The following is an 11,661-nucleotide window of genomic DNA, read 5'->3' as shown; positions in this document are numbered from 1 at the left end:
ACGCCGCGCGACCCGCGATGAGCGACACGATCCACGCATGGCTGGGCGCGATCGGCGCACATCCGGTACTCGTGCTGGCGATCGTGTTCGTTACCGCCTGCGCCGAGGCGATCGCGCTGATCGGCACGGTCGTGCCGGCCGGCGCCGTGATGTTCGCGGCCGGCACGCTGATCGGCGCGGGCGCGCTCGACGGCTGGACGACGATCGGCGTCGCGGCCGCCGGCGCGGTCGTCGGCGACGGCGTCAGCTACGAGCTCGGCCGCCGCTACCGCGGCGCGATTCGCAACGGCTGGGTGCGGCTGGGCTACGCGGACGCCTATGGGCGCGGCGAGCAGTTCGTGCTGCGCCACGGGATGAAGAGCATCGTACTCGCGCGCTTCCTGGCACCGCTGCGCGCGGTCGTGCCGGTCGTGGTCGGCTGCGCGACGCTGCCGCGCCGGTCGTTCTATCCGGTCAACGTCGTGTCGGCGCTGATCTGGGCACCCGTGCACGTCGCGCCGGGCATCGTGTTCGGCGCGTCGGCGGCGCTGGCCGCGGCGATCAGCGTGCGGGTCGCCGCGATCCTGCTGGTGGTCGCCGCGCTGGTCGCGCTCGTGTGGTTCGGCGTGCGCCTGGCGCTGCGGCGCGGCTGGCCGTTGCTGTGCCAGGCGACCGGCGCGGCCGTGCATGCATCCGCGCGCCGCTGGCCGCGCTTCGGTGAATGGCTGCACGACGCGATCGACAAGGTACGCCGCCTGCCGGGCGCGGTGCCCGTGTTCGCGCTGCTGTTCGTCGGCTGCGTGTGGCTGTTCGCCGGCATCGTGCAGGACGTCGTCGCGAACGATCCGCTGACGCACGCGGACATCGCGCTGTATGCGTTCCTGCAGAACCTGCGCACGCCGCCCGTGGATGCCACGATGCGCGCGCTCGCGGTGCTGCACGGCCACGATACGGGGCTGATCGTTGCGGCCGCGTTTCTCGTCTGGCTGATGATCCATCGCTGCTGGGTGACGTCCGCATGGTGGCTCGCGACGGTCGGCATCGCGATCGTGCTCGTGCCGGCGTTCGGCGCCGGCCTGCCCGGCACGTCGCCTGCGAGCCTGCCGCCCGGCGCGCTGCACGTGGCGCTGCCCGACGCCGACGCGGCATTCGCGATACTCGCGAGCAGTGGCATCGGCTGGGTGCTGACGCGCGAGCGGCCCGCGTCGTGGCGGATCCCGGTCGTGACGGCGGTCGTGCTGTGGATCGTGCTCGGCGGCTTCGCGCGGCTCTACGTCGGCGATACGTGGCTGTCGGGCCTGCTCGGCGGCTGGAGCCTCGGACTCGCGTGGTTCGCGGTGCTGGCGGGCGCCCATGCGTACTGGGGGGTGCGCGAACACGTGCAGCCGCGCGGCGCGCTCGTCGCGGTGCTCGTCGTGCTCGCCACCGCCGGCGTGTGGACCGTGCCCGCGCAGTGGCAGCTCGATCGCGCGGCGCGTCCGCATGTCGGCGACGTCGTCGCGATGACCGTCGACCAGTGGATGCGCGGCGGCTGGCAGCGCGTGCCGACGCGGCGCACCGAGATCGGCGGCGATCGCGAGGAATATCTGCCGCTGCAATGGTGCGCGACGTCGGACACGCTCGACCGCCATCTGTCGCTGGCCGGCTGGCAGCGCGCGACGCCGTGGTCGCCCGCCACCGCGCTGCGCTGGCTGTCGCCGCAGGCGCCGGCCGATACGCTGCCGGTGCTGCCGCGCTACACGCACGGCGAGAGCACGCGCCGCGTGTTCGTGCGCGCCGACGCGGCCCATCCGGACAGCCGCCTCGTGCTGCGGCTATGGCGTTATCCGTACGTGCTGCAGGATGCGCTCGGCACGCGGCCGCTGTGGTACGGCGCGCTGTATCGCGAGACGCTGCATCGGCCCGTGCGGTTGATGACGGTCGTGCGCACGACGACGCTCGACGATGCGGCGACGATCGCGCAGGCGCTGAAGGTCGAGCCGACGATCGAGCGGCCGCCGGCGGGGACGAGCACGGCGCCGCCCGCGATGGTGCTCGTGTGGATGGTGCAGCCGTGAAGCGCGCGCAACGCGTCAGGCGTGCGCCGGTTGCGCGGGGACGACGGACAGGCGCAGGCCGACCGTCTTGAGCACCGCGAGCAGGGTTTTCAGCGTCGGGTTGCCGTTGGGCGACAGCGTGCGATACAGCGATTCGCGGCTGATGCCGGCTTCGGCCGCGACCGCGCCGAGCCCGCCGTACGCTTCCGCGACCGTGCGCAGCGCGAGCAGCGCGGCCGCGCGGTTGTCGGGATCGTCGAGCGATTCCATCGCGACGCGCAGATAGGCCACCGCGAGCTCGCGGTCGGCACCGAGTTCGGCGACTTCCGCGTCGTGGTGCGAGACCGCGCCTTTGAGCTTGTTCACATTTGCCTCCGTTTCCAGTTCAACCAGTGTTCGTGCGCACGCCGGATGTCGTCGGATTGACTGCGCTTGTCGCCGCCGGACAACAGCAGGATCAGCGCGCTGCCGTACCGGCCGAAGTACACGCGATAGCCGGCACCGACGTGGATGCGCAGTTCGACCACGCCTTCGCCGACAGGCTCGCAATCGCCGAAATTGCCGGTCTGCACGCGTCGCAGGCGTTCGCGAATCCGTGCCTGGATGACCTTGTCGCGGACGGCGTTCAGCCATTCGGTGAAAGGCTCGCGACCGTCGTCGCGCTGATAGCGAAGCAGTTCGAACTTGGAGAGCATTGTAACTTATAAGCTACATAAAGGATAGGGGTATCGATGTGATGGCGGGGCCTGCCGGATGAGACTGATGAAGTGACGCGTAAGCGGGCCGACTGCCGAATCGAGACGAAGCACGTCGCAAGGGCGCTGCTCAGGGATGCCCGCAGAGCCTTTGCGACGTGGGGTTTCGGGCGATGAGGCCGGCTTCCCGAACGAGGATCATTCTTTCATTCGGGGCATGCGATGACGATTCGGCCGAACGGCCGATCTCATCGGCGCGTGAGGATACGCGCCGTGCGGAGGAGGGACTGCTCGTCGAGCTGCGCGGTCACCGATTCGGGGAAGTCGATCGGCTTGCCCCACGCGTCGGGCACGTCCTTGTGCTCGCCGGTCGCGTATCCGGCGAGCGTGGACACCTTGTCGGCGGCCGACGGATGGAGCGCGACCAGAGCGCGAGCACCTTCTCCGTGTGCTTGTCGCTCATCGTCACGATCACGTCGGTGTGCTTGATATCGTTCGCGTTCAGTTGCGTCGACCGAGGCACGGACGCGGCATTGCGCCGAAGCCGCGCTCCGCGGCCTCGAGCGCTGGCATCACTACGCCGTCGCCGTCACCCGCTGCGCGGCAAACCCGGCCAGCGTCCGCAACGCGTCCCGCGCCGAGCGCAGATAGAACGCCTGCAGATGAAACACATGCCAGCGCGCGGCATGAATCTCCAGCCGGCACGGCACGCCGCACGCGAGCGCATGCGCCGCCAGTCGCTGCGCATCCGACAGCAGCACTTCCTGGTCGCCGGCCTGCACCAGGATCGGCGGCAGGCCGCGCAAGTCGGTGTCGAGCGGGCCGCGCGGGGCCACCGAGCCGGTACCGTGATACCAGCGCAACCCCTGTTCGAGCCAGCCGCGACGGATCATCGGATCGTCGTGGCGGCGCGATGCGAGCGTGTCGCCGCCCAGCGTCGGGTCAGTCACGGGCGAGATCAGCAGCAGCGCGGCGGCAGCGGGTTCGCCACGCTCGCGCAGCGCGATGGCGAGCGCAAGCGCGAGCGCGCCGCCGGCCGAATCGCCGGCGATCGCGATCCGGTGCGGCGCGTAGCCCAGCGCGCGCAACGCATCGTATGCGGCCAGGGCGTCGTCGAGGGCCGCCGGGCTCGGATGCTCGGGCGCGAGCCGGTAGTCGGGCACCCACACCGGCAGCCCGGCTTCGGTCGCGAGCCGCGTCGTCACGCCGCGATGCGTGTGCGGGCCGCCGAGACAGAACGCGCCGCCGTGCAGGTAGAGGATCGCGCCGCCCGCGTCGCCGCGCTTCGGCGCGATCACTTCGACCGGCACGCCGGCGGCCGACGTCCGGTAACGCAGCGTGCCGCCCGCGCCCGGCATCAGCGGCGACAGCAACGCGACGACGCGGCGCTGCATGCGCGCGCCGAACGGCGGCCCGATCAGCGGCCGGAACGCGACGCGCAGAAAGCCGCGCAGCGAGGCGGCGGCGAGTGCTTCCATGCGACCGGCGGGCGGCGCGACGACGGCGCCGTGCGTCGGCGTGGCCGTGCCGGGCAGCGGCTGCGTGAAGCGATACGCGGACAGCCCCGTGAAGCGCGTGATCCATCGATAGGTCAGCGTGAAGCCGGGCCAGTTCGTGCTGTTGTGGCCCGACGCATCGACGTACCAGCTCTTGCAGCCGCTCCACACCGAACCCGCGAGCCGCTGCTGCACGTGCGCGTTGAAGCGCCGGTAGCGGCGCGGGTCGACATCGATCGCGGTCGCGCCGTCGCGCCGCATCGCGCGCACGCAGCGCATCACGTGCGCGATCTGGCTCTCGAGCATGTAGACGATCGAGTTGTGGCCGAGGTTGGTGTTCGGGCCGTACAGCATGAAGAAGTTCGGGAAGCCCGGCACGGTGAGCCCGAGATACGCCTGCGCGCCACGCCGCCATGCATCGTTCAGGTCGAGGCCGTCGCGGCCGGTGATGCGCATCGGCGACAGGAACGCGGTCGCCGCGAAACCGGTGCCGTAGACGATCGCGTCGACCGGATGGTGCACGCCGTCGTCGGTTTCGATGCCGGTCTCGGTCACGCGCCGGATGCGCTGCGTGACGAGCTCGACGTTGTCGCGGTCGAGCGCGGCGAGGTAGTCGCTCGACAGCAGGACCCGCTTGCAGCCGATCGGATAGTCGGGCGTGAGCCGCGCGCGCAGCGCCGGGTCGCGCACGTCGCGCGCGAGCAGCTTGCGGAACGGCCGGCCGATCGCGACATTCATCAGCCCGTGCAGCCGCGTGAAGGCGATCGCACGAGACTCGTAGCGCACGTAGATCGACGCGCGATGCAGCTTCATCGCCCACGGCAGCCGGCGGAACAGCACCTGCTCCCACGGGCGATACGCGCGATCCGGACGCGGCATCACGTAGGCCGGCGAACGCTGGAACACGACGAGGCGCTCGACCTCGCCGGCGATCGCGGGCACGAACTGGATCGCCGATGCGCCGGTGCCGACCACCGCCACGCGCTTGCCGGCGAGCGGATAGTCGCGATCCCAGTGCGCGGAGTGGAATGCGCGGCCGCGAAACGTGTCGATGCCGGGCAGGTCGGGCATCGCGGGGCGGCTCAACTGGCCGGTGCCGCTGACGAGCACGGCGGCGCTGAGCGTCGTGCCGTCGGCGAGCGTGACGTGCCACAGCGCACGGGCCTCGTCATGCTGCGCGCGCTCGACCTCGGCGCCGAAACGCAGATGGCGTGCAAGACCGTACTTGCGCGCGCAGTGCTGCAGGTACGCATGGATTTCAGGTTGCGGCGCGAATACGCGCGACCAGTTCGGGTTGGGTTCGAACGAGAACGAGTACAGATGCGAGGGCACGTCGCACGCGGCGCCCGGGTAGCAGTTGTCGCGCCATACGCCGCCGACGTCGTGCGAGCGTTCGACGATCACGAAGTCGTGAATGCCGGCCCGTTGCAGCGCGATGGCCATGCCGATGCCGGCGAAGCCGGCGCCGATGATGATTGCCGACAGCGGCGCGGCCGGTTCGGCGGGACGTGCGGTTTCAGGCGACGACATGGCGAATCTCCTCGGGCTGGATCGCATCATGCGACGCGCACGATGCATAAACGGGGTCGCGGTGCATCGGCGCAGCGGCCGGTTCGCGCGCCGTATCGGCCGCTGAGCATGCCGGCACGCGCCGCGCGCCGCGGATCAGGTCGACGGCCTTCTCGGCGATCATGATCGTCGGCGCATTGGTGTTGCCGCCGATCAGCGTCGGCATGATCGACGCATCGACGATGCGCAGCCCCTGCAGGCCGTGCACCCGCAATTGCGGATCGACGACCGCGAGCGCGTCGCGCCCCATCCGGCAGGTGCCGACCGGGTGATACACGGTGTCGGTGCGCCGGCGCAGCACGTCACGGATCTCGTCGTCGGTCGTGACGTTCGCGGTGAACAGGTCGCGGGTGATCCATTCGGCAAGCGCCGGTGCCGCCATCAGCCGGCGCGTGAGCCGGAAGCCGGCGACCATGTCGTCGAGGTCGCGCGGGTCGTCGAAGAACGCGGGGTCGATGCGCGGCGCGGCGAGCGGATCGGTGCCATGCAGCGTGACCGAGCCGCGGCTGCGCGGTCGCAGCAGGCACACGTGGCACGACAGTCCGTGGCCGACGTGCAGCCGGCGTGCGTGATCGTCGACGAGCGCGACGACGAAGTGCAGCTGGATGTCGGGCGCATCGAGACCGGCCCGCGTTTTCAGGAAGCCGCCGCCTTCCGCGAAATTCGACGTCAGCATTCCGCGCCGTTCGCGGCGAAAGCGCGCGAACTCGCGCAGCATGCGCAGGCCGCCGCGCACGGACACGCCCATCGTGTCGACGCTGCGTGTGCGGTAGCCGAGGATGAAGTCGGGATGATCCTGCAGGTTGCGGCCGACGCCGGGCCGGTCGGCGCGCACCGGAATGCCGAGCCGCTGCAGTTCGCCGGCCGGACCGACACCCGACAGCATCAGCAACTGGGGCGTCTGCAGCGCGCCGGCCGCGAGCACGACTTCGCGCCGGGCGCGCAGCGTGCGCACTTCGCCGTGTTGCCGCACCTCGACACCCGTCGCACGCGTGCCGTCGAACAGGATGCGCAACACCTGCGCGTGCGTTTCGACCGTCAGGTTGTCGCGCCGGCCGACGTGCGGCAGCAAATACGCGCGCGCCGCGCTCCACCGCTCGCCGTGCTTCTGCGTGACCTGATAGAGGCCGACCCCTTCCTGCTGCGCGCCGTTGAAGTCGTCGGTGAGCGGCAGGCCGGCCTGCCGCGCGGCTTCCAGGTAGCGCGCATGAAACGGGTTGCCGGTGCGCAAGTCGCTGACCCACAGCGGGCCGTCGCGGCCGTGAAAGGCGTCGTCGAAGCGCTCGTTGTGCTCGCTCAGGCGGAAATACGGCAGCACGTCGTCGTAGGACCAGCCTTCGTTGCCGAGCGCGGCCCAGCCGTCGTAATCGACGCGATGGCCGCGAATGTAGACCATCGCGTTGATCGCGGACGAACCGCCGAGCGCCTTGCCGCGCGGCTGATAGCCGATGCGCCCGCCGAGCCCGGGCTGCGGCACGGTCTCGAACGCCCAGTTGTTCACGCGGGTCGGCAGCATCGCGACCGAGCCGGTCGGCACGTTGACGACCGCGTTGTCGCCGCGGCCGCCGGCCTCGAGCACGCACACGGTCACGGCCGGGTCCTCTGTCAGTCGCCCTGCGACGACGCATCCGCCCGAACCGCCGCCGACGACGATGTAGTCGAAAGTCTTGCTCATGGAATCGTCTCCGATGGTCGATGGATTACGCGATGCGCGTCAGCACGCGCAGCAGCAGCTCGAACGTCCTGCCGTACGGCGGGTGGAACAGCGCGGTGCCGCTGTGGCGAGCCTGGTGGAACACGGGCTTGTGATGGCTGAAGGTGTCGAAGCCCCATTTGCCGTGATACGCGCCGATGCCGCTCGGGCCGACGCCGCCGAACGGCTGGTGTTCCTGCGCGAGATGCCACAGGCAGTCGTTGACCGTGACGCCGCCCGACACCGTTTCGCGCAGCACGCGGTCGCGGCGCGCGGCATCGCGGCCGAACCAGTACAGCGCGAGCGGGCGCGGGCCGCGATTCACGCGATCGATCGCGTCGTCGAGGTCCGTGTATTCGACGATCGGCAGCACGGGGCCGAAGATCTCCTCGCGCATCACCCGCATCGTGTCGCGTGCGCCGAGCACGAGCGTCGGCGCGAATTTGCGCGCGCCCGCGGCGAAGCGTTCGCCGGCCGGGTTGACTTCGAGCACGCGCGCGCCGCCGTCGCGCGCGTCGTCGACCAGCGCCGCGAGGCGGTCGCGATGCCGTGCGCCGATGATCGCCGTGTAGTCGGGGTTGCCCGCGAGCGTCGGGTAGCGGCGCGCGATCGCGTCCGACAGGCGCGCGGCGACGGTCTCGGCGGTGCCGGCCGGCACCAGCAGATAGTCAGGCGCGATGCAGGTCTGGCCGGCATTGAGCAGCTTGCCGAACGCGATGCGCCCGGCCGCGTGCGCGACGTCGCACGACGGGTCGAGAATCGCGGGCGACTTGCCGCCGAGTTCCAGCGTGACGGGCGTCAGGTTCGCGGCCGCGGCTTGCGCGACGTCGCGCCCGACCGCCGTCGAGCCGGTGAAGAACAGATGGTCGAACGGCAAGCGCGCGAACGCCTTCGCGGTGTCGACGTCGCCCGTCACGATGCCCAGCTCGTCGGCGTCGAACGCGTCGGCGACGAGCGTGTCGAGCAGGGCCGACAGTCGCGGCGTCAGTTCCGACGGCTTGACCAGCACGCGATTGCCGGCGGCGAGCGCCGCGACCGCGGGGCCGATCGCGAGCTGAAGCGGATAGTTCCACGGGGCCATCACGCCGACGACGCCGCGCGGCTGCGGCACGAGCCGGTTGTAGCCGGGGCGAAAGTGCGGCGCGGTCGGCATGCGACGTTCGCGCATCCAGTGCCGCAGGTGCGCGCGGGCATGGCGCAGGCCGCTTCGAACCACGAAGAGTTCGGCGAGGCGCGTTTCGTGCGCGGAGCGTCCGCCGAAATCGGCGTCGATCGCGCGCACGATCGACGCTTCATGCGTATCGAGCAGCGCGCGCAGGCGATCGAGCCGCGACAGGCGGATCGCGAGCGGCGGGGCGGGGTCGCGGGCGAATGCTTCGCGCTGGCGTTCGAAGCGGACCGCGAGATCGGTCGGGCGACTCGGTCGCATGGTGTCTCCTCCGGGGGCGGGGCGTTGGTGTCGTTCAGGCGACGACTGATGACGCCGATGGTGCGGGCCGCATGGGAAAACACCAATGCTGCTTCGGGACAATTGTTTTAGTATTTGGGCCAAATCGGCGCTTCGAGGGTTTCTCCGCATGAGCTTCTGGGACTTCACCCGGAGTCCGGCCAGTGCCCGGCTGCTGGTCGATTTCGGCGACGAGCGCGGCGTGTCGCGCACGAAGCTGCTGGCCGGCACGGGCCTCGCGGACGCGCAGCTCGACGATCCGAACGTCGAGGTGACGGCCGCGCAGGAACTGCGGCTGACCAGCAATCTCCTGCGCGCGCTCGGGCGTGCGCCGGGCCTCGGGTTCGAGGTCGGGCAGCGCTATCACTTCTCCGCATACGGCGTGTGGGGCTACGGGCTGATCGCGAGCGCGACCGCGCGCGACGCGCTGGCGCTCGCGATGCGCTTCCTGCCACTCACGTATGCGTTCACGGTGATCACGTACCGCGAGGAGTCGCAGGCGTGCGTGCTCAATTTCGGCGCGCCGGAGCTCGATGCCGACCTGAGCCGGTTCTTCGTCGAACGCGACATGACGGCCGCCGCCGTGCTGCTGCAGGAAATCGGCGGCGACGATTTCGCGTTGTCGCGCTTCACGATGCAGGCCGCGAGCGCACCCGCGTCCACACGCGCGCCCGCACCGCGGATCGCCGGTGTCGAACCCGCGTTCGGCGCGCGTGCGAACAGCCTCGCGTTCTACCGCGGGTTTCTCGACCGGCCGCTGCCGCATGCGAACCCGCTGACGGTCTCGATGTGCGAGCAGATGTGCGGTCAGCTGGTCGAGGCGCGGCGCGCGCGGGTCGGCACGTCGGAGATGGTGCGGCAATACCTGACGGCGACGCCCGGCAACGTGCCGTTCTCGCTCGAGGACATGGCGCGGCTGATGAACACGAGCCCGCGCACGTTGAAGCGCCGGCTGCAGGAGGAGGGCACGACGTTCCGCACGCTGCTCGCGCAGGCGCGCGGCGCGATGGCCGAGACGCTGCTCGGCGATGCCCACCTGTCGCTGACGGAAGTCGCCGAGCGGCTCGGCTTCAGCGACCTGTCGAGCTTCTCGCAGGCGTTCAAGCGCTGGTATGGTGTGCCGCCGGGCACCTATCGCAGCGGCCTGCTGCGCGACGGCGCCCGCCCCGACGCGGCGTAGCGCCACGCGCATCCCCCCAACCCCTTCGCGAGAGGACCCGCATGATCACGCTTCGCCCGATGACCGAAGACGACTTCCCCCGCTTCTGGCCCACCTACCAAGCGATCGTCGCCGCGCAGGAGACCTACGCATTCGATCCGGCGCCGACGCGCGAAGCCGCCCGCGCGCTGTGGCTCGACGCGCCGCTGTGCACGTGGGTCGCCGAGGAGGACGGTGTGCTGCTCGGCTCGTACTACCTGAAGGCGAACGCGGCCGGGCCCGGCAATCACGTGTGCAACTGCGGCTATATGGTCGCCGAGGCGGCGCGCGGCAAGGGCGTCGCGCGCCTGATGTGCGAGCACTCGCAGCAGGTGGCCCGCGAACGCGGCTTCCTCGCGATGCAGTTCAACTCGGTGGTCGCGACGAACGAAGTGGCGGTCGCGTTGTGGCAGACGCTCGGCTTCGAGATCGTCGGCCGCTTGCCGCGCGCGTATCGTCATGCGCGGCTCGGCTTCGTCGATTGCCTCGTGATGTTCAAGTGGCTCGGCGACGCGGCGGCCGCCGAAGCCTGATTCCACGCTCAGACGGCGAACGCGCCGTCGAACACGATCTGCCCGTCGAACGCGAGCGTGCCGCGCGCGAAGATCAGGTCGAGGTGATGGCTGCCGTTCGCGCCGCCGCCGAGGCCGAGATGCAGGCCCGGATGGCGTTCCTCGAACCCGGCGTTGCGGCCGTACAGCCCGCGGATGCCCAGGTTCGTGCCGATGCCGAATTCCTCGATGCGCCGGTGATTGTCGTGCCGGTCGAGATACGACGCGAAGTCGCGCCGGAAGCCCGCGTCGTCGCTGTCGAAATCGACGATCAGGCTGTCTTCGACATGCAGCGTCGCGAGCCGCTCCGCCACACGGTACTTGATCGCGAACGGCACGGTGCCGAGAAACGTGCCGCTGAACACGATCGAGCCGTGCAGGTCGGTGACGTGCGTCGCGATTTCGCCGGGCACGACGTCGAGATTGCCCATCCCGTCCACGCTCGTCCATTTCTGGTCCGGCGTGAGCGAGCCGGTCAGCGTGTTACCGGCTTCGTCGATGAAGCGGATCTGCGACGCGCGCGCGGCCGCGTCGATCAGCCGGCCGTTGCGCGCGGCGATGTCGTCGAGCGATTCGGCGAACGCCTCGTCGAGATGCGGGCCGTAATCCTTGAACAGCACCGACTTGCTCCAGTGCTCGACGATCGCGGGACGGATCGCGGCCAGGAACGGCGGGCCGCTCGGCGACGGCGTCGGCAGGCACGACGAGTCGTACAGCAGCACGAACAGGTCGGCGTGCGTGAGCGCGGCGGTGATCTCCGCGGGCGGGGTGCTTTCGAGGCAGAGGGTCGTCGCGTCGAGCGAGTCGGGCAGGGCGGAAAACGCGCGCAATGCGGTGTCGCGGTTGCGGGTGTCGTAGCCGACCAGCAGTTGTCCCGTCTCGCCGCGTGCGAGTTTGTCGCGCAGCGCCGGGTGAAAACCCAGCGCGCGATGCAGGTTCAGCATGCGTGTCTCCGGAAGCGGCGGAAGGGCCGCAGCCCTTCCGCGAGAACGGGCTG

The 11,661-nt window shown here is 70.5% G+C and carries 10 protein-coding genes; 3 read left to right on the top strand and 7 right to left on the bottom strand.

The genetic code is table 11. The annotated features are described in order from the left end of the window. Positions 1–17: 17 nt before the first annotated feature. On the top strand, positions 18–2,036 hold the full coding sequence (locus ACVK00_RS03165) for an LssY C-terminal domain-containing protein (RefSeq protein ID WP_284891125.1): 2,019 nt from the start codon (positions 18–20) through the stop codon (positions 2,034–2,036). A gap of 15 nt (positions 2,037–2,051) precedes the next feature. Here the strand turns inward: ACVK00_RS03165 and ACVK00_RS03160 are convergent, their stop codons facing one another. The 6 genes from ACVK00_RS03160 to ACVK00_RS03135 all read right to left on the bottom strand — a co-directional run bounded on the left by ACVK00_RS03160 (position 2,052) and on the right by ACVK00_RS03135 (position 8,897). Continuing rightward, positions 2,052–2,381 (bottom strand): addiction module antidote protein, encoded by a 330-nt coding sequence (locus ACVK00_RS03160; protein WP_006752118.1) that lies wholly within the window; start codon positions 2,379–2,381, stop codon positions 2,052–2,054. Further along, positions 2,378–2,710 carry a type II toxin-antitoxin system RelE/ParE family toxin gene (locus tag ACVK00_RS03155; RefSeq protein ID WP_284891126.1) on the bottom strand — a complete coding sequence of 111 codons (333 nt, stop codon included), beginning with the start codon at positions 2,708–2,710 and terminating at the stop codon, positions 2,378–2,380. The genes ACVK00_RS03160 and ACVK00_RS03155 overlap by 4 nt, the downstream gene beginning before the upstream one ends. 248 nt (positions 2,711–2,958) lie before the next feature. Continuing rightward, positions 2,959–3,105, bottom strand: coding sequence for a low molecular weight phosphatase family protein (locus ACVK00_RS03150; RefSeq protein ID WP_284891127.1), 147 nt, complete (start codon positions 3,103–3,105; stop codon positions 2,959–2,961). 180 nt (positions 3,106–3,285) lie between these two features. After that, positions 3,286–5,736, bottom strand: coding sequence for an alpha/beta hydrolase fold domain-containing protein (locus ACVK00_RS03145; protein ID WP_284891128.1), 2,451 nt, complete (start codon positions 5,734–5,736; stop codon positions 3,286–3,288). Continuing rightward, complete coding sequence (locus tag ACVK00_RS03140; protein ID WP_284891129.1) at positions 5,723–7,450, bottom strand: GMC family oxidoreductase; 1,728 nt, start codon at positions 7,448–7,450, stop codon at positions 5,723–5,725. The genes ACVK00_RS03145 and ACVK00_RS03140 overlap by 14 nt, the downstream gene beginning before the upstream one ends. A gap of 25 nt (positions 7,451–7,475) precedes the next feature. Then, positions 7,476–8,897: a coniferyl aldehyde dehydrogenase gene (locus tag ACVK00_RS03135; protein ID WP_284891130.1), complete on the bottom strand. Its 1,422-nt coding sequence runs from the start codon at positions 8,895–8,897 to the stop codon at positions 7,476–7,478. Positions 8,898–9,045: 148 nt separating this feature from the next. Between ACVK00_RS03135 and ACVK00_RS03130 the strand changes: the two genes are divergently transcribed. Both ACVK00_RS03130 and ACVK00_RS03125 read left to right on the top strand, forming a co-directional pair. Continuing rightward, positions 9,046–10,095 (top strand): AraC family transcriptional regulator, encoded by a 1,050-nt coding sequence (locus tag ACVK00_RS03130; protein ID WP_354123188.1) that lies wholly within the window; start codon positions 9,046–9,048, stop codon positions 10,093–10,095. A gap of 41 nt (positions 10,096–10,136) precedes the next feature. Next, positions 10,137–10,646, top strand: coding sequence for a GNAT family N-acetyltransferase (locus tag ACVK00_RS03125; RefSeq protein ID WP_228909102.1), 510 nt, complete (start codon positions 10,137–10,139; stop codon positions 10,644–10,646). Positions 10,647–10,654: 8 nt separating this feature from the next. Here ACVK00_RS03125 and ACVK00_RS03120 read toward each other — a convergent pair whose 3' ends face one another. Next, on the bottom strand, positions 10,655–11,608 hold the full coding sequence (locus ACVK00_RS03120; RefSeq protein WP_284891132.1) for a M29 family metallopeptidase: 954 nt from the start codon (positions 11,606–11,608) through the stop codon (positions 10,655–10,657). Positions 11,609–11,661: the final 53 nt, after the last annotated feature.

Source organism: Burkholderia sp. PvR073, from assembly GCF_054055695.1.
The sequence above is the reverse complement of the archived record's forward strand: the minus strand, read 5'-3'. Positions and strand labels throughout refer to the sequence as shown.